Genomic DNA, 23,065 nt, shown 5'->3' with positions numbered 1-23,065 from the left:
AATAGAATTAATAATCAGTGTGTTACGGTAGTGATATAATTGTCGTTTATACCTTATAATCCCTGAATGATTTGACTTAGTAAAAAATCTATATGTTGAACATAATTGTTACTTTTTATATAAAAATGACAATTAGAGAACAATAATGTGATAGCGTTAAAACTCCTGAGAATAGAGCTAATAATATAATCGTTTCATTACGATATTCATCCCTATAATTTTTTAGATTAAATAAATTACTATAATGAAAGAACAATTTAATAAATCATTAGAAAACTTAATAGACAAACTAATCAGGTGGTTTAATACAATTATAGAGAACATACCAAACTTTATTCTTGCTATCTTAGTAATGATAGCAGCATATTTTACTGCTAAATATATTAGTAAACTGGTGGTTAAGCTTGTTGGTAAAAAAGTAGAACAAGACTCTATAAAAAAGGCAATTGCCAGAGTAAGTGCTGTAGTAGTTGTAACCTTAGGTTTATTTGTGGCGCTAGGTGTTTTAAATTTAAGTAAAGCGTTAACATCGTTACTGGCAGGTGCTGGTGTGGTTGGTTTGGCTATTGGTTTAGCTTTGCAAGGCACCTTGGCAAATACGTTTGCAGGTCTCATGTTGTCTTTTAGAAAAAAAATACAAATCGGTCATTGGGTAGAAACTACTGGGTATTCAGGTGAAGTTATAGACATTAATCTAAAGGATTTTACTTTAAAAGAAGCTGATAATAATTTGGTTATCATTCCTAATAAAACCATTTTAGAAAACCCCTTAAAAAACTATTCTTTAACTACGAGAATGCGCGTGTTTCTTGAGTGTGGAGTTGGCTATGAATCCGATTTAGAAAAAGTGGAACAATTAACGAAACAGGTTATTGCCAATTCTTTTGATCAGGTAAAATCTGCTGACGATGTAGAGTTTTATTATACCGAATTTGGAGATAGTTCTATAAATTATTTGTGTCGTTTTTGGATTGAAGCAGAAAGTATGCTTGCAAAATTAAGAGCCAAAACAACGGCAATAATTGAAATTAAAAAAGCGTACGATAAAGAAGGTATAAACATTCCATTCCCAATTAGAACTTTAGAGTTTAATAATAAATTAAACCTTCAATCTAATCAAGATTCAAGTAAACCTTCTAATTAAGCCTTTATTCTATTGCGTTAAAAGTCTTAGGTTTAGAGCAAAGCTTATCCTTAAAACAACACGATATTTGAATAGTAGTAACCACTAAAAACCAAAAACAATGAAAAAGTTTAGTTATTTATTTATAGCCTTATTTAGTTTAAGTATTATGACAACAACAAGTTGCAGAGAACAGAAAGATACAGGTGATAAAATCGAAGATGCAGTAGACGATACAGGAGATGCAATTGAAGATGCTGCAGATGATGTAGAAGACGCAATTGACTAATACATCTTAAATTATATAATATTAAAGCCATCTAGTCGATGGCTTTTTTTATTTTTATAAAAAGAAATTCAAGACTTATAATAAATACATCGAATGAACCATACCATACCAAAAGACATATTTCCATTTTTAGTAAAACTTAAAAACAATAATGAACGCGAATGGTTTAACGAGCATAAACCAGAGTTTAAAGCACTAGAGACAAAAATGAAAGTTGCTTTTAACCATTTAGGTGAATTAATGAATGTACACGATCAAATTGAAAAAATCAAAGTATTTAGAATTTATAGAGATGTACGATTCTCTAAAAATAAGTTACCGTACAAAACACATTTTGCAGGTTCTTTTGCTAGAAAAAAACCAGAGCTTAGAGGTGGCTATTATGTGCACATTCAACCAAATAACGAATCTTTTATTGCAACAGGATTTTGGGATCCTAATAAAGAAGACTTATTACGAATTAGAAAAGAATTTGAAACAGACGACAGTGAAATGCGAGCTATTTTAAAAGATAAATCCTTTAAAAATACTTGGGGAGAGTTATCAGGAGATGAATTAAAAACAGCACCCAAAGGTTTTGATAAAACTCATCCGTCAATAGACCTTATAAGGAGAAAGCAGTTTATCTTTGTCAAAACATATACAGACCAAGACGTTTTAGCAGCTGATTTTCTTCAAGAGGTTAATGATGCATTTAAAACGGTAAGACCATTTTTTAATTACATGAGTGATGTGCTTACCACGAATTTAAATGGTGAATCCTTATTATAAAATAGCGTAACTGATCGTTTAAGAAATGGTTGGCTATGCTACAGACTAAACTTCCTGAAGAACTTCTGGCGCAGTAAATAATTGAATACTTTGAATCAATCGCTCTTTTACAATAGTCATCATGCGTTTATTTAAAGCAGATGAATTTTTAATATACGTTTCATATTCTTCAACTGTAAATTGGCCAATAATCATACCTTTTAAAGAATTTCTGAATTTTATGTCTTTCTGAATAGCGTTGCCAATATACTTTAGTTGTTCTTCTAGAGTCAGATCGTAGAAAATATTTTTATGTTTTACTACATAATTTTTAAAAACAGCAATAAACAAATCGTGTTGTAATTTAATTATTGGTCGTAATGTTTTGTTTTGAAATGCTTCGTCTGCACTTGTTTCATTATAAATTTTTGCAGATAAAATTTCGGGTCTAATGGAGAGTAGGTTATTAAATCTTGTAGTCATCATGAAATGATTTAAGGATTAATTTGAAATAAAAATACGGAATTAGGTAGCGCTTCAATTTGTATGCGTATTATCTTGTTAACGGTCTTATTAACATAGCATATTTTATTATTCAAAAATCAAATAGAATTAAACGCCATAAAAACGAAAGAAGTTTTACCTTTATACTAAACAAGAATTTTAAAGAAAAACTATGAGATTTCACACAAGAAAATGGGTAAAACCCGAAGATTTAAATCCTAATGGCTCACTGTTTGGTGGACGACTGTTAGCATGGATAGATGAAGAAGCAGCACTCTATACAACCATTCAGTTAGAAAACTCTAAAGTGGTTACTAAATACATTTCTGAAATTAATTTTATGGCTTCCGCTCGTCAAGGTGATATTGTAGAAATTGGTATCGACGTTAAAAAGTTTGGCACCTCGTCATTAACCTTAATTTGCGAAGTTAGAAACAAGATGACAAGAGAGACGATTCTTACCGTAGATAATATTATTATGGTCAACTTAGGAGCCGATGGAACTCCATCTCCACACGGAAAAACTAAAATTGAATTTGTGAGAGATAGACTGCCTAGTTAGTATTATTTCCTAACGAAAGCTCGTAAATTTCCAAATCAAAATACTTTACCGAAGCTAGAATATGGTCGAAGATATCACCTAAGATATATTCATAATTCTTCCAACGTTGATCGCTACTAAAGGCGTAAATCTCCATTGGTATGCCTTGAGGAGTAGGCTCTAATTGACGTACCATTAAAGTCATGTTTTTGTTTATGGCCGAGTGGTTTTCAATATAGGTTTGAAGGTATTTTCTAAACACACCAAAATTAGTAAGGTTTCTACCGTTAATTAAAACAGATTTGTCAATATCGTGTTGGTTATTAAAGGTTTCAATTTCGGTAGAACGTGTTTTTAAATAGTCAGAAACTAATTGAATTTTACTCAAACGCTCAATATCTTCAGGGGTTAAAAAGTTGATTGTAGATGTTTTTACAATAACAGATCGTTTAATACGTCGTCCTCCAGAATCCATCATGCCTCTCCAGTTCTTAAATGAATCGGAAATTAAAGCATAGGTTGGAATGGTAGTGATGGTTTTATCCCAGTTCTGAACTTTTACAGTTGCCAAGTTAATTTCTATAACATCACCATCTGCACCATACTTTTCAAAGGTAATCCAGTCTCCAATACGTACCATATCATTTATAGAGACCTGAAGACTAGCTACAAAACCTAAAATGGTATCTTTAAAAATTAATAGAATAACGGCTGAAGCTGCACCTAAAGTTGTGGCGAACTTAAGAAATGAAACACCTGTAATAATGGCTAAAATTGAAAATATCCCAAGGAGCCATGCAAAAATCATAAAGACCTGAACATAACTATCAATAGGTTTGTCTTTATAATTCGGTAATGTTTTTAGGTAATCTTTAATAGAGCTTAAAAAACTTCTTATAATTTGAAGTGTAAGCACAATAGTGATAATTACTATGGTTTTTTCGATGATAATATTTGCAGTATCAAAATCTGAAAATACCTGAGGCACAAATTCTATTAATAGTAATAACGGAATTATATGCGCTATGTTTCTTGGTAATTTATTGGTAATTAAAATATTGTCAAAATCGGTTTTAGTTCGTTTTGCAATACTTGCCGAAAATCGCCAAAGGAATCGTTTCGTAATATAGTCAACTATAAACGCTATTAATATGAGCGCTAATAAAAGCCCAAGCATATTAAGGTACTTGGCAGTATCTTCTGAAAAGCCTTTTTCTATTAGAAAATGATATAAAATGTGTTTAATGTTTAGCACGTCCAGACTTTGTTAAATATTTTTTATCAATATAAAATGTACCAAAAGGAATGATAGAAGCAAATAAAATAATCCAAAGTGTGCGTGTTGGCCACTTCATATCAGAACTTATTAATACAGCAAATACAACATAGGCCATGAATAAAATACCATGCGGCATTCCTAGCATTGTTACATATTGTGGATCGTCAGATAAATACTTTATCGGTGTAGCAATAAACAACAATAATATGTAAGAAACCCCTTCAAGCAAAGCTATAATCCTAAAAACAGGTAATAATTTTTGCATAAAATTAAACTTTACGCAAAAGTACTTTAGAATTAACTAATAAGAGAAGAATTTAACAGCTTTTAAGAAATTTTAAAGAACTAAATTTTTATTATTTATTTTAGACAAAATTTTAACCAACTAACTTTTAAACATGAAAAAAATTCTAGTCCTTGTCGTCTGTTCGTCTATCATTTTATCTTGTGCAACAGCACAGTCTGCTGGTAAGAAAAAAGCCAACAATCAATCAGCACAAGTGCAATCAAAAATGTCTAAAAAGACTAATGGCAACATTAAAGACTACGAAAAAGTGATAACTAAAGATGCTATTTCAGATAGTGGTTTATTTGATGTGCATATCGTAGGTGAAAAATACTATTTTGAAATCCCAATGGAACACCTCAATACCGATATGTTATTGGTGAGTCGTTTTGCTAAATTACCTTCAAATTTAGGTGGAGGTTATGTTAATGCTGGTACAAAAACCAATACGCGAATGATTAATTGGGAACGTTTTAAAAACAAAATTTTAATTAAGGAAAAGTCATCAAGTGCTGTGGCTGCAGATAGTTTACCTATTCATGTTTCGGTAAAGTCTAATAATTATGAACCAACATTATATGCTTTTGATATCGCAGCATTTTCAAAAGATTCATCTGCTGTAGTTATTGATGTTACCAGCTTCTATAGCTCAGATGTAAAATCTATTAGTGGCTTGTCTTCAAGATTGCGTTCTTCTTATAAGGTGAAAAATTTAGACAAATCGAGAAGTTTTATTAATTCGGTTAAAAGTTTTCCTGAGAACATAGAAGTTATTCAAGATTTTACTTATAACGCTGCAGAACCTCCAGTAAATACTGGTGACGAAACGATTAGCGTACAGATGAATCAGTCTATGATTTTACTGCCAAAAACACCGATGCAACCACGTCTTTATGACGAGCGCGTAGGTTGGTTTACAACAAGTAAATATGATTATAGCAGTGAAGAATTAAAGTCTGATGAAAAGACCTATTTAAGACGATGGAAGTTAGTTCCAAAAGATATTGCAGCGTATAATCGTGGAGAACTCGTTGAGCCTGTAAAGCCAATCGTTTACTATTTGGATCCAGCAACCCCAATGAAATTTAGGTCGTACATGAAAGAGGGTATCGAACTGTGGCAAAAAGCTTTTGAAGCAGCAGGATTTAAAAATGCTATTATTGCAAAAGACCCTCCAACTAAAGAAGAAGATCCAGATTTTAGTCCAGAAGACATAAGGTATTCAGTAGTACGATATGTAGCGAGTACAACAAGAAATGCAACAGGACCAAGTGTTTCCGATCCTAGAAGTGGAGAAATTATTGAAAGCGATATTATTTGGTACCACAATCATTTGCGTTCGTATAGAAACCGTTACTTGTTAGAAACGGGAGCTGCAAATCCTTTAGCGAGATCTTTAAATACACCAAAAGAAGAAATTGGTGAAATGATGAAAATGGTTATAGCACATGAGGTTGGACACACCCTAGGTTTACCACACAACATGAGTGCAAGTTACGCTTACGATGTTGAAAGTTATAGAGATGGTGATTTCACACAAAAAAATGGCATTGCGGCAACCATTATGGATTACGCACGCTACAATTATATTGCGCAACCAGGTGATGAAAACATTAGGTTTATTAGACAATTAGGACCTTATGATGCGTATGCCATTAATTATGGTTACCGCTATATCGATGGAGCAAAATCGGCAGAAGATGAGATAGAAACCTTAAAAGGTTGGGTGAATGAAAAAGCAGGTAATCCAATCTATAAATTTGGTGCTCGTGGCAGCCACGATCCTACTGCACAAACTGAAGACATTGGAAATAATAGTATTAAAGCAAGTACGTATGGACTCAAAAACTTAAAAATAGTTGCTAAAAACTTAACAAGTTGGACGAGTGATAAAACAGATAACTATGAAGACCTTGAAGAGCTTTATGGTGAATTACTAAGTGTTTGGAGTCGTTATGTTGGTCACGTTGTAACTCATATTGGTGGAGTAGAGGAAGTGACAAAAAATCCATCTCAAGACGGTGATGTTTTTAGTCCTGTGTCTAAAACATATCAGAAATCAGCATTACAATGGTTGCAAGAAAACGCTTTTGAAACACCAACGTGGTTAATTGATAAGTCTATTCTTCAAAATATAAATTATGCAGGTTATACAGATCGTATTAGAGGTTTGCAAGCAAGACACTTAAATAACATATTGAGTTTTGAGCGTTTAGGCCGACTTATAGATCATAATGCGTTAGATTCTAAAAACTATTCAGCATTAGAATTATTGACGGATGTAAGAGCAGGAATTTGGTCTGAAGCAAAATTAGGTGCCAATGTTTCAGTTTATAGACGTAATTTGCAACGTGTTTATTTAGACGCGATGTTCGATTTAATGACAGACGAATTAGATCCAAAACGTAGTCGACAATATTTTAACGTTAATCAATCTGATATTAGAGCTTTGGTTAGAGGTGAATTAAATGTTATAAAACGCATGCTTACATCAGCATCAAAAAGAAACATAGATACTGAAACAAAATACCATTATCAAGATGCTATTGAACGCATTAATACTATCTTAGATCCAAAATAAGAATTTTAAACTATGAAAAAATTAATTTTATTAGCACTACTATTTAGTCTTTCCGCTTCAACTTTTGTAATGGCGCAGTCTAAAAAAAGCCAACAGGAACTATTTGCTTCAACTTATCACAATTCAAAAGTGGCCGTTAAATCACAACATTATCAATTTGTTGCAAATGTTGTGCATAACAGTCAAGAAAGAGAAATTCTAGATGGAGCAATCAACCAATTACGTATTAATAAGTTTGAGGTTGAAGGTCAGTTGCATGAGTTTTCAAAAACAGGTACTATTCACACTATAAAAGACGACAAAAGTAAAATTAACACCGCTTTTGATGATGAAAAACAGCAGATATCAATTGTGATGAAAACTACAGATTACGCGATTGCTATTGATGTAAAACCAAATGGAAACGCTTTTTTAACTTTAACAGGAAATGGCTCAGATAAAGTGCTATATACAGGTAAGTTAGTTAAGTTGTAGTCGCTATGATTGTTCAATAAGTTAATGAACATAAGTCACCGATGATTTAAAAGCATTGTGTAATTTAGGTGTCGAAAATGAGGTGTTAAAACACTCTAATCACAGCTCTAGAGTACATTTAGTAATTGTTTATAAGCTTTAAAATTTAATATTTGGTATAGAAATTGTATCTTTGTAATCAGTTTATTGAAGATATACTACACAAATAACATTATTCTTAAAGTTATTTTTCTAGATTTTAATACTATTCATTGTTAAGTTGATTAACTTGTTTGCATTATAGATATTTTCAAAAGCACACACACATATTAATTTTTAAAACTACGAATGGCTAAATCACAACAGACTTTTAGTAAAAGTGAAAAAGAAAAAAAACGATTAAAAAAACGAGAAGATAAGCGTAAGAAAATGGAAGCGCGTAAACTCGAAAAAGAAGAAAACGGTACAGGAGGAATTCCTATGGCTTATGTAGACCATAATGGAAATCTTACAGACACACCACCAGATCCTTCAATGAAGGTGAAAGTTAAGGCTAAAAACATTGTCCTTGGTGTACCTACAAAAGAAGAATCTGACGAAGAACCGTTTGATCCAATTAGAACAGGAAAAGTTTCTTTCTATGATAATTCAAAAGGGTTTGGATTTATTATCGATACGGAAACGAATGAAAAGCATTTTACGCACGTCAGTGGTATTATTGATGATATTGCAGAAAACGACAAAGTTACTTTTGAATTAGAAAAAGGACAACGAGGAATGAATGCCGTAAGAGTTAAGCAAGCGTAACAGTTTTAGTTACAATAGAACACATATTAAAAGCCATTATCTATGATAGTGGCTTTTTTTATTACAACCCGTTTTACCGTAACATACAGGTTTCGAAACCTATTGGAATCAAAATTATAGTTCTGGCGTTTGGTTAAGTGTACTTACCATGTCAATAAATAAAGCCTTTCCAAATAAATAAAAGCACTTGTTAGATTAAATAATTAAGTTTTTTAAAACCGCTCTATCAAAAACGTCGTAGGTAGAGAAACAATTCATTTAAAACTTAAACTATGAAAACGAGAACATTTATTTCAACATTAACATTGGCAGCAGCATTACTATTAGGAACAGCAGTAACGGCTCAGAGTAAAATGCAAAAGGATACAAAAATGGTTGGTGGTGCAGAAATGTATCCTTCTAAAGATATCGTGTCTAACGCAGTAAATTCTAAAGATCATACCACTTTAGTTGCTGCTGTAAAAGCTGCTGAACTGGTAGAAACATTACAAGGAGATGGACCATTTACTGTGTTTGCACCAACAAATGCTGCATTCGAAAACTTACCAGAAGGAACTGTTACAGCATTATTAAAGCCTGAAAACAAAGGAACGCTACAATCTGTATTAACCTATCATGTTCTTGCTGGAAAATTTAGTAGCAAAGATATAATGAAGGCCATTAAAAAAGGCGGAGGAAAGGTCACTTTTAAAACGGTAAACGGAGCTATGATATCAGCTATGTTGGACGGAAAACAATTAATACTAAAAGATGTTTCAGGTAATACATCTACCGTGACAATTGCAGATGTTAACCAGTCTAATGGTGTTATTCATGTCATTGACACTGTAGTGTTACCGAGTAACTAAAACATAATTTTTAGTTGGATAAAGAATTAGTATAAGATTATTGGTTGGTGTTCATACTAATTCTTTTAAGCACAAGTTTAAACGCTTGTGCTTTTTTTATATATTCACGATTCAAAAGTCCTTTAGACCTATGATTCCTAAAATAAAAAACTGCTCTGAAATTAAGGTAATTGGTTTGTCTGCTAAAATCAAAATGAATGAACAGCATAAAATCATGGCGCTTTGGAAACAGTTTATGCCGAGAAAACATGAAATAGAGAATTTGGCGTCTGAAGACTTAATCGCCATACAAATTTATTCTGATTTCAACAATCTCGAAAAGCCTTTTGATATTTGGGCATGTGCAGAAGTTTTAGATGATCATAATCTTCCAGAGGCTATGGAAACGTTTATGATTCCTCAAGGAGACTATGCTATATTTAATCATAAAGGAATGGATGCAGGTGCAACATATCAAAAAATAATGACGGAATGGTTACCAACATCTGGCTATGATATTGACGCTAGACCACATTTTCAAGTGATGGGAGAAAAGTATAAAAATGGTAGTTCAGATTCTGAAGAGGATTTTTATGTGCCTATACGTTTAATTAAAAATTAACCCTAAAATCACAACCACTTTTATAATTACTACATCCAAAAGCTGTTTTTCCTTTTAAGATTTGTCCTGTTTTACATTTAGGACATGTGTCGCCAACTTTAATTGTTGTTTTTTTGGCAGTTTGTTTAGGTTCAAATTTTAATTTAAAAGCTTCATCAAAACGCAGTAAACCTTGTTGTGTGCTGCCATCAATTTTAAAGCCTTTTAGATTTACTGTAGACCCTTTAGTTAATAAACGAATGTATTGCTTTTCAGAAATTTTCTTATCACCAAAGTTAAATGGTAAAGTAAAATCACAAGACTTACCGTATAGATTACAACCATAAGCCGATTTTCCTTTTAATAGGGATCCGGTTTTACATTTAGGACAAGCGCTACCTACCAGTGTTGACGTCTTTGATTTCGTTTTCGGCTTCGATTTCGATTTCGAAATGGGTTTATTGTTTACCGCAGAAATTCTAGTTTGTACCTTTTCACTTCGTACTTCATAAACTAAAGCATCAACCATACGTTTCATGCCTCTTATAAATGCACTCGCGCTAAATTCACCTTTTTCAATATCCTTTAATTGCTTTTCCCAAGATCCTGTGAGTTCTGCCGACTTTAGTAATTCGTTTTGAATCGTATCAATCAACTGAATTCCTGTAACTGTTGGTAAGATCTGTTTCTTATTTCGCTTTATGTATTTACGTCTAAAAAGTGTTTCAATAATATTGGCACGTGTAGACGGACGACCAATACCATTTTCTTTCATTAAATCTCTTAATTCATCATCCTCAACTTGCTTTCCAGCGGTTTCCATAGCACGCAGCAGTGACGCTTCTGTATACTGTTTTGGTGGTTTGGTTTGTTTCTCTAAAAATGAAGGTTCGTGTGGTCCTTTTTCACCTTTTTCAAAAGTAGGAAGTAGTTTGTCTTTTGTTGTACTGAGCGCAGTCGACGTGTCTTTCTTTTCAAATACAACGCGCCAACCTTTAGATAAAATTTCTTTTCCAGTGGTTTTAAAATTAACATCGGCCGCTTTTCCTATCACTGTAGTGTTAGATACTTTACAATCGTCATAAAAAATAGCAATAAAACGTTTTACAATAATATCATAAACCTGCTGCTCATTGTACTGCAGATGTGTTTGCATTCCGGTTGGAATAATAGCATGGTGATCGGTTACTTTTTTATCATTAAAAACACGCGACGACTTCTTTATTTTTTTGTTTAGAATAGGTTCTGTAAGCGTCGAATAATCAGTTAGTTTTGATAAAATACCTTTTACTTTTGGGTAAACATCATTTGGTAAAAATGTGGTATCAACTCGCGGATAGGTTACCGCCTTTTTTTCGTATAGTTTTTGCGCAATTTTAAGCGTATCATCGGCCGAGAATCCAAACTTTGTATTGCAATACACCTGCAATCCTGTGAGGTCGAATAATTTTGGTGCGTATTCTGTGCCTTTCTTTTTGGTAATAGACACAATTTCAAAGTCTTGTTCTTTTACTTTATTTGCTAAAACTTCACCATCTTCCATCTTGAGAAAACGACCTTCTTCATAACTAAAAAGGGTATCTCTATAGAGTGTTTGTAATTCCCAATACGGTTGTGGTACAAAGTTTTCAATCTCTTTAAAACGATTCACCAGCATCGCCAATGTTGGTGTTTGCACGCGCCCTACAGATAGTACTTGCTTATAGCCACCATGTTTTACAGTGTATAATCGTGTTGCATTAATGCCTAAAAGCCAATCGCCAATAGAACGCGAAAAGCCTGCATAATACAAATTGTCATAATTCTCAGCAGGTTTTAAATTATTGAAACCTTCCTTTATGGCTTCGGTAGTTAATGATGAAATCCATAAGCGCTGTACTTTACCGTTATAATTGGCTTTGTTAATAACCCAACGTTGAATTAATTCTCCCTCTTGACCAGCATCACCACAATTTATAACGACATCTGCTTTATCAAATAAACTTTTTACAATTTTGAATTGCTTTTTAATGCCTTCATTATTGGCCACCTTTACCTCAAACTTCTCGGGTAACATAGGTAAGTTGTTTAAATCCCAACTTTTCCAATAAGGCTTATAATCTGCAGGTTCAAATAAGGTGCAAAGGTGTCCGAAGGTGTAGGTTACAGCATAGCCATTGCCTTCGTAGTAGCCATCACGCTTGGTGGTGGCTCCTAATACAGAGGCGATTTCTCTAGCAACACTTGGTTTTTCGGCAATACAGACTTTCAATTTGGATTATTTTTTAGAACGTGCAAATTACAGAATTTTCAAAATACTAAACGAAAAATACATAAATAGATTCTCTTAATTTCCTTTGGCATTTACAGTCAATAATCTATTATTTTTTAGATTATTCAGAATAAATCTTAATTCTCAATGCTAACAGCGAAGTGGTATTTTGGCTTAATTTATATTTCTAAAACTAATTTTTGACCAATTTTTAACGGAGACGATTGTTTAATGGCATTAGTTTTACAAAGTCTTGAAATAGACATGTTGTTTCGTCTCGAAATCCCATAAAGCGTATCTCCCTTTTTAACAATATACATTTTAGGTCGACGGGCTAAACTTTCTAATGCAGCTTCGTCTGCCGATTTTATAACTTTAACCTTACTCACACGTCTTGAGTTATGAAACCTAGCATGTGTCCACTTTTGAGTAACCCAAACCTGCTCTGATCTTATAGCATTCTTAGACGAAAAATCGAAAAGATATTCAGGGTGAATTTGCTCGCCTTTATAACTCAATTCTAAATGGAGGTGACTGCCTCTAGAATTTCCGGTGTTGCCACCTTTTCCAATATATTGACCTTTAACTAAGGTGTCGTTAGCCTTAACTCCAATATGCGATAAGTGTGCATATGTCGATTCTAAACCATTAAAGTGTCGCACTACAACCGCGTTTCCAAAGCCATTGGTATATTTCGCAAAACGCACAATGCCATCTAAAATTGTAACCACAGAATCACCAGTAACTAAATCGATATCAATGCCATTATGTGGTCGTCCTCGTCGCCAGCCATAACGCGATGTCACAACTTTTATATGCGGAACAGGTGACGCATACGTGCTGTCTGTGAAATTTAATTCTAAAGGAAATTGTTGAACGGTATCTACATAAGGATTGTGAACACTAGTATCCCAATGGTCTGCTTTAATATCAATAGCTAACGCTTTTTTTGTTACTAAAGGAATTTCAACGGTCTCAATGACGAGTCCTCTTTTAATTTTATAAGATTGTAATTCAATTTTTAAAGCATTGGAAATCGAATCGTTTTGAGTAAATGCGAATAATGAACTACACAAAAAGACAATACTAATAAGGAGGTATTTCATAGAGGGAAAAAAAAATCTAATAAATAGTGGAAACGTAAATATATGATAAAATATTATTTGAGAATATATTTTTTTTAATCTCCTCAGAACTTTTAAAGTTTAAAAAAATATAACTTTCATGAAACTGAGTGCTTATCAATTGCTGTGATACTTTTTTTGTGTTATAAAGTGTTGTAAATTTGCAATTTCAAAATATAATCCGAAACTAAATTTATGTCTCAAACAAATCAAGCTGTTCAAGAAAAAAAAACCGATAAAGAATTATACGACTACCAACAAGGTGCCATAAGTCAGATTTTCGAAAAGTTTGATAACGAACGTGATGATTATCACTTATTATACCAGCTACCAACAGGTGGTGGAAAAACGGTTATTTTCTCTGAAATGGTACGTCAATACCTAAAAAATCATAACAAGAAGGTTTTGATAATGACGCACAGAGTGGAGCTTTGTAACCAAACATCTAAAATGTTAGATGGTTTTGGTGTGACCAATAAAGTGGTGAATAGTAAGGCGAATTTAGATGACCAAGCAGAATATTCTTGTTTTGTTGCAATGGTTGAAACTTTAAATAATCGTTTAAATGATGATAAATTAGATATTTCAGATGTTGGTTTAGTGATTATTGATGAAGCACATTACAATTCTTTTACCAAACTTTTTAAGTTTTTTGATAAATCATTTATCCTTGGCGTTACAGCAACTCCTTTAAGTTCTAATAAAGAGTTACCAATGAAGGATAACTACGATGAACTTATTACAGGTGAAACGATTGAAAACCTTATAGAGAATGAGTTTTTAGCACGAGCAGAAACATATGCTTATGATATGGGTTTAACATCATTAGAAGTGGGCTCTAACGGAGATTATACGGTAAAATCGTCTGAGGATTTATATTCGAGTCCAGCGATGTTGCAGAAACTAATCGATGCTTATAAAAAACACTCGCTAGGGAAGAAGACACTAATTTTTAATAATGGTATTAATACGTCTATTAGTGTGTATTATGCATTTCGTGAAGCCGATTTGCCAATTATGCACTTAGACAATACAGCTACGAAAAAACAACGTAAGCAAATTTTACAATGGTTTCATGAGACACCAAATGCCATTTTAACATCGGTTAGTATTTTAACAACTGGTTTTGATGAACCAACAATTGATACCATTATCTTAAACAGAGCAACAAAATCTTTGACCTTATATTATCAAATGATTGGTCGTGGCTCTCGTATTTTGAATAATAAATCGAAATTTACAACGATTGACTTAGGAAATAATCTTTATAGATTTGGACCTTGGGGAGCAGATTTAGATTGGCAGCTTATTTTTAAATCACCAAATTGGTATGCTGATAGAATTAAGGATGATGAAGCCATTGAGTCTAATTTTAAGCACGATTTATCAGATGAAATTAAAGAAGAGTTCTCAAAGTCTGAAGATACCTATTTTGATATTAAGCAAACCTACAAAGATGCTGTTGATAGTGGAGAATCTTCAAAAGTAGTTTTAGAACGGTCTATTGAGCACCATGCTAAAATTTGTATCGAAAACAGTGAAGATGTTTATGATGCTCTCGCGTTGGCTAAATTATTAAAAGAAGATATAGACAACAGAATTGCAGTCTATGCCAAATGCATTAGTAGGAGTACGTATAATTTTCTTAAATGGTTAAAAGATGATTATAAAAAGAAATTAAACTCGTATTTAAGAACTAATTTTGATGAGAAGTTTGAGGAAATTCACGGGTTTCCGCCAGAGGATTAGTTGCATGAGTTATTGTGGGATGTGGTTTAATTAACTGAATTAGCAATAACTTGTTTATAAAAAAATTGTATTCCTGAAAAAAGAAATGAAAAACGATAATTCCGAGCAGAAAGCTGACATCCCAATCGAAGAGATTGAAAATTGCATTTCTATTTTAGAACGCTTAGTTACTGATACTGATCAAATTTTTGAAATCCCAAAACCGCAAAGAACGGCTTTAATTAAAGCTTCTGGACAATTATCTAGGCCAAGTAGAGACGAGTTTTCGCGTCGAAAAAAAGACGCCAAAAAAGCAGCAAAACGTAAGCAAGCTGCTCGTGATAAAAATGCACGAAAAGAAACAGGCATTAGAAGCGCACGAGAAGCACATATTTTCGTGGCTCCAAAATTATTGCCTGAAGCAGAGTTAAAAGCCAAAGATCAATTAGAACTAGAATCACCTCGAAACTGCTACGTTTGTAAAACCTTATTCACCAAGTTGCATCATTTTTACGATACCATGTGTGAGGAGTGTGGCGATTTTAATTATGCCAAACGTTTTCAAACTGCAGACGTAAAAGGACAGGTGGCTGTAATTACAGGCTCACGATTAAAAATTGGATACCACATTACATTGATGTTATTACGTGGAGGTGCTACTGTTATTGCAACAACGCGATTTCCTGTAGATTCTGCCTTACGTTTTTCTAAAGAAGAGGACTTTACAGAATGGGGACATCGTCTAAAAATTCACGGTTTAGATTTAAGACATATTCCGAGTGTGGAAATCTTCTGTAATTTTATAGAACAACGCTACGAAAAGCTCGATATTCTAATTAATAATGCGGCACAAACCGTAAGACGTCCAGCAGGTTTTTATAGTCATTTAATGCCAAATGAAGAGCGACCGATAGAGGAATTACCTAAGTTTGCTCGCGATTTATTGAACGACCACACAGAGTGTTTAGTAGAGTTAAAACAATTAACTTCAGGAGCATCCCCTAATAAAAATATGCCTGTGACTTGGCATGGGCCAGAACCAGGAATAGGATTAAGAGCTTCGGCTAAATTATCGCAAATTCCATATAGTTTTGATAATACATTAGTATCACAAGAAGTCTTTCCGGAAGGGAAATTAGATGCCGATTTACAACAAGTTGATTTAAGAAAAACCAATAGTTGGAGACTTAAATTAGGTGAAATTGAAACCACGGAAATGATTGAAGTTCAGTTGGTTAATTCGGTAGCTCCTTTTGTGTTATGTAATCGTTTATCTGAAGTTATGAAAAAACATCCTACAGGTCAGAAGCACATCATTAATGTTTCTGCGATGGAAGGGAAGTTTCATTCGTTTTTTAAGGAAGATCGTCATCCACATACCAATATGGCAAAAGCCGCTTTAAATATGTTAACGCATACAGCTGCAGGAAGCTTGGCTAAGGAAGGGATTTTTATGAATGCAGTGGATACCGGTTGGGTAACCGACGAAGATCCTGCGGAATTGGCAAAACGCAAACAAGAGTTACACGATTTTCAACCACCATTAGATATTGTTGATGGTGCTGCTCGTGTAATGGATCCACTTTTTGACGGTATTAATACAGGGAAACATTGGGCAGGAAAATTCTTGAAGGATTATCGCCCAATTAGCTGGTAATACATTATCAACCGTTTCATATTGGCTTTATGCTTTAGGTTGATAACTTAAATCTAGAAATATTTAGAACTGCTTTATATTTAAAAGACTGTTAATGTCATTGTAATTTCAAGATTTAGGTAGTATCTTAAGTCATTATGATTAAAAGACTAAATAATAAAAAACTAGGCATACTTTTCGGTATAGCTGTGCTCGGTTTGTTGTGGAATTGTAAATCTACCGACGTCACTAAGGGCGAAAGCTACCTTAGCGAGATTCATAGTTTAGAACAGTTAATGCAAAACGACACTTATTATATAGAAGTCGATGTAGCGTATCCGTTTGTAACTGCGGCAACACAACAAGTGGCTAATGCCATATTAATGCCTGGAACTGGAAATAGTGCGAGTAGAATTGATGTGGCTGGCGATGGTCATTTTATTGAAATACAAGCCGATACTGTTAAAGGTGATTTATCCTTTTTTGGTGAAAGACGTTTAAATGGCGGTTCATATGGACGCGCCAATGGCGGAATTGTTTTTGAAGGTATTCCTAAAGCCTATGAAAAAACAATAAATAAAGAGAACAGAACGCTTAATATTGAATTTAATATAAGTGGTGAAGGGACCGAGAATTACGATATAAACCTTAAAATATATCCAAATCATAAAGCTGTTGTAGACGTGAGGTCTAATTTTAGAACTGTGATGCGTTATGATGGGCGGCTTAAACCTAAGGATAACTCCCAATAATATACATTCATAAACCTTAGTTTTTACAGTCATATTTTCTAGTTAAAACAAACGGTTTCTTCCGAAGTATAATTACATTAATTCATCTGTATAAGGATGAATTCAATGCTGAAAAAATAATAGTCTTAGTAATTGCTGTTATGCTTTTTTAGATAAAAAAATATTATTTAATCGATTGTTGTTTAAAAGTTTATAAGTACTTATTGCAACTATTAATTCATTGTTAAATTTAACGGTTTAAGGTTAAGTTTTCTTAATTTTTTTGTTAATCATAGATGATTTTTTTAGCTTAAAGAGAACCAAAAAATTTAATGATGAAAACGATATTAATTATAATAACCTTCTTATTTACTTTTAATGTATCTGCTCAAGATCCGATATTACAAAAGGACCATAAAGCGTTAGAAGCTGTGGCTACAAAAATCACCAAAACTTATGATGATCAATTAGGATTAGATGGCAAGCAATTTATTCTTTTCGAAAAAAAAGTTGAAGAATTTTTAATCAAAGAAGAAAATATTCATCGCCAGTTTGTTGGGGAAGAAAAACTTAATATGTTATATAAATTACGAAAAGCAGAAACTTTAGAAATACGAAATGTGTTGACTCAGCCACAATTTGATTTATACAAACGTATTAAACCACAACTTCAACCTATAGCCATGATAAATTCTACTGATGATACGGACCATAAATAGTCGTTCATTTTATTAAGACACTTAAAAGACAGTCTAATTACGGTTAGATGGTCTTTTTTTTATTGTATAATATTAGTATTATAGACGTATAATACCACGCGTTAAAGTTACCTTTGTATTTTTTAATTATAAATTATGACAACATTTTCAGAACTAGGCGTTCACAAATTTTATATAAAAGGCTTAAAAGAGCTTAATATTGTTAAGCCAACGGAAATACAAGAAATTGCTATTCCCATTTTATTAGAATCTAAAACCGATTTAATTGGTTTAGCACAAACGGGAACGGGCAAAACAGCCGCTTTTGGGTTACCGGTTTTACATACTATAGACCCGAATAATTCAGATGTTCAGGCATTGATTATTGCACCTACACGAGAGTTGGTGCAGCAAATTCAAAAACAACTCTTTAGATTTACAAAGTATATAGATCACAAGATATTTGCTGAAGGTGTTTATGGAGGTGAAAAAATAGATAAGCAAATTCAAAATTTAAAAAGAACCACGCATATTGTGGTTGCCACTCCAGGACGTTTACTCGATTTAGTAGAGCGAGGAGCTGTAGATATTTCAAAAGTAAAGACCTTAGTTTTAGATGAAGCTGACGAAATGTTAAGTATGGGGTTTAAAGAAGATTTGAATAAGATTTTAAAATTCAACACGTCTAGACGACAAACATGGTTGTTTTCTGCAACGATGCCAGACGAGATTAAGTCGATTATAAAGAATTATATGTCACCAAATGCAGCTCGAGTAGAGGTGAACAAAAACGCTTTGGTAAACGAAAATATTTCACATCATTTTATTCATACGTCTATAAAAGACAAAGTGAATATGATTATCCGTATTTTAGACAAACGACAAGAAGAACGCGGAATTATTTTTTGTAGAACCAAAGCAGGTACAAAAGCCTTAGCTGAACAATTACAAAACGAAGGTTTTGCTGTTGGTGCTTTAGAAGGTGACATGCAACAAAAAGAACGCGATAAAGTAATGCGTGCGTTTAAGAATGAAAGTTTACAAGTTTTAATTTCAACAGATGTTTCAGCACGAGGAATCGATGTTAATAATCTTGCTTTTGTATTACACCATCAATTACCAGAACAATTAGATTACTACACGCATCGCAGTGGACGAACAGCCAGAGCGGGTAAAACAGGGCAATCTATTGCATTAATCATTCCAGGGGAAATGCAAAAGATCATAGATACACAAAAAGCTTTAGGGATTACCTTTAGAGAAATAACGATGTAATTGTTTTGAACAGATCGTTGTCATTTCAATAGAACGAGGAACGAATGATATGTAGTTTAATTCGTAACATGCTGTAATTTAATACGGTGTGTTTTTGTGTGTTGTAGCATTCCGATTGACCAATAAGAAGCGGTTGTAGTTTCATATTATTAGTATTACCTTGTCTCTCTAAATAATAAATACTCAAATTTACACCTATGAAATCATTTTCAATAGAAGATATAAATGCCATTATTAACGGAGAGGTTTTTGGCGAAACCACCAATGAAATTACAGGATTAGAGCAAATTCAGAAAGCGAATAAACATCAGGCTACCTTTATCGGAAGTCGGAAATTTGCAGGGTTATGGAAAGACTCAAAAGCCAGTTTAGCTATTGTTAATGAGAATATTGATATTGAACCAGGTGACAATCGTGTGTTTATTAAAGTAAAAAATGCCGATTTAGCCATGGCAAAATTACTAGAAACGTTTACGCCAAAAGCACCACATTTTGAAACTGATATTCATCCTTCAGCAACCATAGATCCTTCTGCTAAAATTGGCAGTGGAAGTAGAGTAGGTGCAGGTTCTTACATTGGTAAAGATGTAGTTTTGGGAGACCATATAACGATATATCCAAACGTGACTATTTTAGATGAAACCACCATTGGAGATCATACTACAATTTGGTCTGGAACCATAATTAGAGAGCGCTCTGTCATTGGTAGTCACTGTATTTTTCATAATAATGTGAGCATTGGAGCCGATGGATTTGGATATAGACCAAGTGACGATGGAAGAGGACTGGTTAAAATTCCACATATAGGAAATGTTGTGATTGGGAATGCTGTTGAAATTGGAGCCAACTCTTGTGTAGATCGTGGTAAATTTAGTTCTACGATATTAGGAGACGGCTGTAAGATCGATAATTTGGTTCAAATTGCACATAATTGTGTGCTTGGACGATCTTGTATTATGGCAGGAAGTTCAGGTTTAGCAGGTTCAGTGACCTTAGGAGATGGTGTTGTTATTGGTGGTTCTGCATCCATAAAAGATCATACGACTATTCATTCTGGAGCGACTGTTGGAGCAGGTTCTGGAGTGATGAACGATGTAGAAGCAGGAAAAACAGTATTAGGTTATCCTGCTGTAGATTCTAGAGAAATGTTGAAGCAGTGGGTAGCATTGCGCAAGCTTGCACGTTAAATGATTTACCACTATTTATACTAAACTATAATGTCACTTCGAGTGCCATTCCTTTTTCTGGAATTTATTATCGAGAAGTTTTTGAAAACTAATTGTTCTCGATACCAATTTGCTTAGGCAGGTGCACTCGAACTGACGTTTATATGTTATACGTTTAAGCTGTTTTTTGTTCTACATTTTGCTTTAAATGTAATAATCCGGCGACCATACCATCTAGTTCGTGTTCTAAGAAGGTGGCATTTCTTTTGCTAAATCCTTTAATGGTATTGGAGTATAGTTCTACACCACAATGCTTTACACAAACACTGTACGTGTCGTTTTCTGCATCTAATTTTACTGAAGTTCTGTAATCGCTTGATACTAATAACCAGTAACATAAACTATTAATCTGGTTAAACAATGAGAATTTTGTTTCCATAATATTTAGATTTAATAGATAGAGGGAGATCTGAGGTCAAAGTTATAAGGAATTGGTTTTGAGATACAACTTGTTAGCTGTAGGTTCTGATTATTCCGATAAACCGTTTGTAAAAGCTCAAAAATCAGATAATTAACACCTCAAAAATTGTTGGCACCATATTTGAATACTAAACCATATTTGAATACTAAAATGTAATGTCGTAGCATTCGAGCTTACAGCAGACAAAAAAGGATTAAACGCGATAAACATAAAAGTTATCTAAGACATATATATAACTTAACCTCAGTTATAGGGCTCATTACAGATTGTGATGGGCTTTTTTTATGGCCTTAATCTATCGGGTTAAGAGAATTTGCAAACGCGACAATAATATCGCACTACAATAATTAATTTAGAGCATTCCGATATTGGAATTTAAGACTATAAAAAAGAAAACGACATGTTAAAACCAAGACAGAAAACACCAGATTTATCTATAAATTTAACGAACGGTACAGAGTGGACCTTAAGCAAACAAGACCCAGAAAACTTTTCACTAATTATTGTTTATAGAGGCTTGCACTGTCCGGTGTGTAAAACATACTTAGAAGAACTACAAACCAAATTACCTAAGTTTAAAAAGCTCGGAGTTAATGTGGTAGCTGTTAGTAGTGAAACAAAAGCATTAGCAGAGAAAACTACCGAAGAATGGGATATAGGCGACGTACCTTTGGGCTATGATTTTCCGATTGAAGACGCTAGGGAATGGGGTTTATATATTTCTAAAGGCATAAAAGATGAGCCAGAACTGTTTATTGAACCTGGTTTGTTTGTGATACGTCCAAATCAAGAGTTGTATTGTGCGTCTATTCAAACGATGCCCTTTGCACGACCAGAGTTAGATGATGTTATTAATGCTATAAAGTTTGTGTTACATAAGGATTATCCGGCTCGAGGAGAAGCTTGATTTTTAGGGATTAGGGATTAGGGATTAGGGATTAGGGATTAGGCATTAGGGATTAGGTGTGAGGGATTAGTAGTGTTAATTAGGTTAAAAGAAACAATATATATGATATGAGTGAAGCTCAAAACTTTAAAATTCAGCATTTACCTAAATTATTAGTTGCTTCTGGTCAATCGTGGTTTAATGGAGAGCCATTTCAGCGTAGTGCTATTGTAGCTTACTATGCTGTTTTGTCTTTACCAGCTTTGATAATTATTATTCTCAAAATTGTGGGCAGTGTTTGGGGAGAAGCTATTGTACAAGGTGAGTTGTTAGCTGAAATTTCTAAGGCTATAGGAAGTGATGCTGCAGATGCCATAAGAACCATGATTGAAAACCAAAGTGGGGAAAACACGTCAATTTTTGCCACTATAATTGGTATTGGAACCTTACTATACGGTTCTACAGGAGTGTTCTTTCAATTACAATCTGCTTTAGATAACATATGGGAACAAGAACCCTCGTATAAAAATGATGTTGTTGCGACCTTAATGAGTCGTGTGAAGAGTTTTGGGTTTATTTTAATTCTAGGGTTTTTACTCTTAACAAGTTTTGTCTTAACCTCATTACTCAGTACGTTTAGTAGACAGTTAAGTCAATTTTTACCAGATAATTTATTCGATTATTTATTTGTAGTCGATTTTTTGGTGTCCTTAACGTTTATCTATGTGCTTTTTGCAACGATGTTTAAATATTTACCATCAGCTAAAATATCATGGAAATCCGTAAGTGTAGGTGCCGCCTTAACAACAATTCTGTTTTTAATTGGTAAGTATCTTTTAGCTTTATATTTTAATACTATGGAACCAGGCTCAACATACGGAGCAGCAGGCTCTATTATTTTAATTATGTTATGGGTGTCGTATTCGAGTTTAATTTTATTGTTTGGTGCACATTTTACCAAGCAATATGCTGATAAGTACGTTAAAAACGATTACATCTCGTAATGTTATTTCTAAGACTAGACTAGTGGTTCCTGAAATAGTATTTT

At 33.4% G+C, this 23,065-nt stretch carries 23 protein-coding genes; 17 read left to right on the top strand and 6 right to left on the bottom strand.

All coding sequences use genetic code 11. The annotated features are described in order from the left end of the window. Positions 1-244 precede the first annotated feature (244 nt). The 3 genes from ITJ86_RS06395 to ITJ86_RS06385 all read left to right on the top strand — a co-directional run bounded on the left by ITJ86_RS06395 (position 245) and on the right by ITJ86_RS06385 (position 2,183). Positions 245-1,144 carry a mechanosensitive ion channel family protein gene (locus ITJ86_RS06395; RefSeq protein WP_195870796.1) on the top strand — a complete coding sequence of 300 codons (900 nt, stop codon included), beginning with the start codon at positions 245-247 and terminating at the stop codon, positions 1,142-1,144. A 100-nt stretch (positions 1,145-1,244) separates the two neighbouring features. After that, the gene (locus tag ITJ86_RS06390; RefSeq protein WP_195870795.1) at positions 1,245-1,412 is read left to right on the top strand and encodes a hypothetical protein; all 168 of its coding nucleotides are present in this window, start codon (positions 1,245-1,247) and stop codon (positions 1,410-1,412) included. A 93-nt stretch (positions 1,413-1,505) separates the two neighbouring features. After that, positions 1,506-2,183 (top strand): DUF2461 domain-containing protein, encoded by a 678-nt coding sequence (locus tag ITJ86_RS06385; protein ID WP_195870794.1) that lies wholly within the window; start codon positions 1,506-1,508, stop codon positions 2,181-2,183. 45 nt (positions 2,184-2,228) lie between these two features. Here ITJ86_RS06385 and ITJ86_RS06380 read toward each other — a convergent pair whose 3' ends face one another. After that, positions 2,229-2,645: a glyoxalase gene (locus tag ITJ86_RS06380; protein WP_195870972.1), complete on the bottom strand. Its 417-nt coding sequence runs from the start codon at positions 2,643-2,645 to the stop codon at positions 2,229-2,231. Positions 2,646-2,838: 193 nt separating this feature from the next. Between ITJ86_RS06380 and ITJ86_RS06375 the strand changes: the two genes are divergently transcribed. Continuing rightward, a complete protein-coding gene (locus ITJ86_RS06375; protein ID WP_195870793.1) occupies positions 2,839-3,228 on the top strand; it encodes an acyl-CoA thioesterase in 390 nt (129 codons plus the stop codon). Here ITJ86_RS06375 and ITJ86_RS06370 read toward each other — a convergent pair. Both ITJ86_RS06370 and ITJ86_RS06365 read right to left on the bottom strand, forming a co-directional pair. Further along, on the bottom strand, positions 3,221-4,462 hold the full coding sequence (locus ITJ86_RS06370; protein WP_195870792.1) for a mechanosensitive ion channel family protein: 1,242 nt from the start codon (positions 4,460-4,462) through the stop codon (positions 3,221-3,223). The two genes, ITJ86_RS06375 and ITJ86_RS06370, sit on opposite strands and share 8 nt — an antisense overlap. After that, positions 4,449-4,751 carry a DUF3817 domain-containing protein gene (locus tag ITJ86_RS06365; RefSeq protein ID WP_195870791.1) on the bottom strand — a complete coding sequence of 101 codons (303 nt, stop codon included), beginning with the start codon at positions 4,749-4,751 and terminating at the stop codon, positions 4,449-4,451. The genes ITJ86_RS06370 and ITJ86_RS06365 overlap by 14 nt, the downstream gene beginning before the upstream one ends. 133 nt (positions 4,752-4,884) lie before the next feature. Between ITJ86_RS06365 and ITJ86_RS06360 the strand changes: the two genes are divergently transcribed. The 5 genes from ITJ86_RS06360 to ITJ86_RS06340 all read left to right on the top strand — a co-directional run bounded on the left by ITJ86_RS06360 (position 4,885) and on the right by ITJ86_RS06340 (position 10,062). Next, on the top strand, positions 4,885-7,353 hold the full coding sequence (locus ITJ86_RS06360) for a zinc-dependent metalloprotease (protein WP_195870790.1): 2,469 nt from the start codon (positions 4,885-4,887) through the stop codon (positions 7,351-7,353). Positions 7,354-7,365: 12 nt separating this feature from the next. Continuing rightward, positions 7,366-7,827 (top strand): hypothetical protein, encoded by a 462-nt coding sequence (locus tag ITJ86_RS06355; RefSeq protein WP_195870789.1) that lies wholly within the window; start codon positions 7,366-7,368, stop codon positions 7,825-7,827. A 327-nt stretch (positions 7,828-8,154) separates the two neighbouring features. Beyond that, positions 8,155-8,613 (top strand): cold-shock protein, encoded by a 459-nt coding sequence (locus ITJ86_RS06350; protein WP_195870788.1) that lies wholly within the window; start codon positions 8,155-8,157, stop codon positions 8,611-8,613. Positions 8,614-8,885: 272 nt separating this feature from the next. After that, complete coding sequence (locus ITJ86_RS06345; RefSeq protein WP_195870787.1) at positions 8,886-9,461, top strand: fasciclin domain-containing protein; 576 nt, start codon at positions 8,886-8,888, stop codon at positions 9,459-9,461. 130 nt (positions 9,462-9,591) lie between these two features. Then, positions 9,592-10,062, top strand: coding sequence for a GyrI-like domain-containing protein (locus ITJ86_RS06340; protein ID WP_195870786.1), 471 nt, complete (start codon positions 9,592-9,594; stop codon positions 10,060-10,062). On the opposite strand, the gene ITJ86_RS06335 is transcribed toward ITJ86_RS06340, so the two are convergent. Together ITJ86_RS06335 and ITJ86_RS06330 are read right to left on the bottom strand one after the other, a co-directional pair. Next, a complete protein-coding gene (locus ITJ86_RS06335) occupies positions 10,052-12,292 on the bottom strand; it encodes a type IA DNA topoisomerase (RefSeq protein ID WP_195870785.1) in 2,241 nt (746 codons plus the stop codon). The two genes, ITJ86_RS06340 and ITJ86_RS06335, sit on opposite strands and share 11 nt — an antisense overlap. A 179-nt stretch (positions 12,293-12,471) precedes the next feature. After that, on the bottom strand, positions 12,472-13,398 hold the full coding sequence (locus ITJ86_RS06330; protein WP_195870784.1) for a peptidoglycan DD-metalloendopeptidase family protein: 927 nt from the start codon (positions 13,396-13,398) through the stop codon (positions 12,472-12,474). A gap of 213 nt (positions 13,399-13,611) precedes the next feature. Between ITJ86_RS06330 and ITJ86_RS06325 the strand changes: the two genes are divergently transcribed. From ITJ86_RS06325 to lpxD, 6 genes are all read left to right on the top strand, one after another. Then, positions 13,612-15,165, top strand: a complete 1,554-nt coding sequence (locus ITJ86_RS06325) for a DEAD/DEAH box helicase (protein WP_195870783.1) — start codon at positions 13,612-13,614, stop codon at positions 15,163-15,165. 85 nt (positions 15,166-15,250) lie between these two features. Then, complete coding sequence (locus ITJ86_RS06320) at positions 15,251-16,801, top strand: SDR family NAD(P)-dependent oxidoreductase (RefSeq protein WP_195870782.1); 1,551 nt, start codon at positions 15,251-15,253, stop codon at positions 16,799-16,801. Between the two features lie 137 nt (positions 16,802-16,938). Next, positions 16,939-17,532, top strand: coding sequence for a DUF4251 domain-containing protein (locus tag ITJ86_RS06315; RefSeq protein WP_195870781.1), 594 nt, complete (start codon positions 16,939-16,941; stop codon positions 17,530-17,532). 314 nt (positions 17,533-17,846) lie between these two features. Beyond that, complete coding sequence (locus tag ITJ86_RS06310; RefSeq protein ID WP_195870780.1) at positions 17,847-18,230, top strand: hypothetical protein; 384 nt, start codon at positions 17,847-17,849, stop codon at positions 18,228-18,230. A 135-nt stretch (positions 18,231-18,365) separates the two neighbouring features. After that, the gene (locus ITJ86_RS06305; protein ID WP_195870779.1) at positions 18,366-19,484 is read left to right on the top strand and encodes a DEAD/DEAH box helicase; all 1,119 of its coding nucleotides are present in this window, start codon (positions 18,366-18,368) and stop codon (positions 19,482-19,484) included. A 197-nt stretch (positions 19,485-19,681) separates the two neighbouring features. Continuing rightward, entirely contained in the window at positions 19,682-20,671 is a 990-nt protein-coding gene (gene lpxD, locus ITJ86_RS06300; RefSeq protein WP_195870778.1) for a UDP-3-O-(3-hydroxymyristoyl)glucosamine N-acyltransferase, read from the top strand. Between the two features lie 154 nt (positions 20,672-20,825). On the opposite strand, the gene ITJ86_RS06295 is transcribed toward lpxD, so the two are convergent. Next, positions 20,826-21,089 (bottom strand): hypothetical protein, encoded by a 264-nt coding sequence (locus tag ITJ86_RS06295; RefSeq protein WP_195870777.1) that lies wholly within the window; start codon positions 21,087-21,089, stop codon positions 20,826-20,828. 442 nt (positions 21,090-21,531) lie between these two features. Here ITJ86_RS06295 and ITJ86_RS06290 point away from each other — a divergent pair, with 442 nt between their 5' ends. Both ITJ86_RS06290 and ITJ86_RS06285 read left to right on the top strand, forming a co-directional pair. Further along, positions 21,532-22,038 (top strand): peroxiredoxin-like family protein, encoded by a 507-nt coding sequence (locus ITJ86_RS06290; RefSeq protein ID WP_195870776.1) that lies wholly within the window; start codon positions 21,532-21,534, stop codon positions 22,036-22,038. A gap of 107 nt (positions 22,039-22,145) precedes the next feature. Beyond that, positions 22,146-23,021: a YihY/virulence factor BrkB family protein gene (locus ITJ86_RS06285; RefSeq protein WP_195870775.1), complete on the top strand. Its 876-nt coding sequence runs from the start codon at positions 22,146-22,148 to the stop codon at positions 23,019-23,021. The last annotated feature ends 44 nt before the right edge of the window (positions 23,022-23,065 follow it).

It is taken from the genome of Winogradskyella marina, assembly GCF_015645385.1.
GTDB lineage: Bacteria > Bacteroidota > Bacteroidia > Flavobacteriales > Flavobacteriaceae > Winogradskyella > Winogradskyella marina.
The sequence above is the reverse complement of the archived record's forward strand: the minus strand, read 5'-3'. Positions and strand labels throughout refer to the sequence as shown.

Excerpts from the sequence above, each read along its gene's own strand:
- ITJ86_RS06360 (WP_195870790.1), top strand. The coding sequence starts at position 4,885 with ATGAAAAAAATTCTAGTCCTTGTCGTCTGTTCGTCTATCATTTTATCT.
- ITJ86_RS06355 (WP_195870789.1), top strand. The coding sequence starts at position 7,366 with ATGAAAAAATTAATTTTATTAGCACTACTATTTAGTCTTTCCGCTTCA.
- ITJ86_RS06320 (WP_195870782.1), top strand. The coding sequence starts at position 15,251 with ATGAAAAACGATAATTCCGAGCAGAAAGCTGACATCCCAATCGAAGAG.
- ITJ86_RS06395 (WP_195870796.1), top strand. The coding sequence starts at position 245 with ATGAAAGAACAATTTAATAAATCATTAGAAAACTTAATAGACAAACTA.
- ITJ86_RS06310 (WP_195870780.1), top strand. The coding sequence starts at position 17,847 with ATGAAAACGATATTAATTATAATAACCTTCTTATTTACTTTTAATGTA.
- ITJ86_RS06290 (WP_195870776.1), top strand. The coding sequence starts at position 21,532 with ATGTTAAAACCAAGACAGAAAACACCAGATTTATCTATAAATTTAACG.
- ITJ86_RS06325 (WP_195870783.1), top strand. The coding sequence starts at position 13,612 with ATGTCTCAAACAAATCAAGCTGTTCAAGAAAAAAAAACCGATAAAGAA.
- ITJ86_RS06340 (WP_195870786.1), top strand. The coding sequence starts at position 9,592 with ATGATTCCTAAAATAAAAAACTGCTCTGAAATTAAGGTAATTGGTTTG.
- ITJ86_RS06375 (WP_195870793.1), top strand. The coding sequence starts at position 2,839 with ATGAGATTTCACACAAGAAAATGGGTAAAACCCGAAGATTTAAATCCT.
- ITJ86_RS06315 (WP_195870781.1), top strand. The coding sequence starts at position 16,939 with ATGATTAAAAGACTAAATAATAAAAAACTAGGCATACTTTTCGGTATA.
- ITJ86_RS06305 (WP_195870779.1), top strand. The coding sequence starts at position 18,366 with ATGACAACATTTTCAGAACTAGGCGTTCACAAATTTTATATAAAAGGC.
- ITJ86_RS06390 (WP_195870795.1), top strand. The coding sequence starts at position 1,245 with ATGAAAAAGTTTAGTTATTTATTTATAGCCTTATTTAGTTTAAGTATT.
- ITJ86_RS06350 (WP_195870788.1), top strand. The coding sequence starts at position 8,155 with ATGGCTAAATCACAACAGACTTTTAGTAAAAGTGAAAAAGAAAAAAAA.
- ITJ86_RS06330 (WP_195870784.1), bottom strand. The coding sequence starts at position 13,398 with ATGAAATACCTCCTTATTAGTATTGTCTTTTTGTGTAGTTCATTATTC.
- ITJ86_RS06385 (WP_195870794.1), top strand. The coding sequence starts at position 1,506 with ATGAACCATACCATACCAAAAGACATATTTCCATTTTTAGTAAAACTT.
- ITJ86_RS06380 (WP_195870972.1), bottom strand. The coding sequence starts at position 2,645 with ATGACTACAAGATTTAATAACCTACTCTCCATTAGACCCGAAATTTTA.
- ITJ86_RS06285 (WP_195870775.1), top strand. The coding sequence starts at position 22,146 with ATGAGTGAAGCTCAAAACTTTAAAATTCAGCATTTACCTAAATTATTA.
- ITJ86_RS06295 (WP_195870777.1), bottom strand. The coding sequence starts at position 21,089 with ATGGAAACAAAATTCTCATTGTTTAACCAGATTAATAGTTTATGTTAC.
- ITJ86_RS06365 (WP_195870791.1), bottom strand. The coding sequence starts at position 4,751 with ATGCAAAAATTATTACCTGTTTTTAGGATTATAGCTTTGCTTGAAGGG.
- lpxD (WP_195870778.1), top strand. The coding sequence starts at position 19,682 with ATGAAATCATTTTCAATAGAAGATATAAATGCCATTATTAACGGAGAG.
- ITJ86_RS06345 (WP_195870787.1), top strand. The coding sequence starts at position 8,886 with ATGAAAACGAGAACATTTATTTCAACATTAACATTGGCAGCAGCATTA.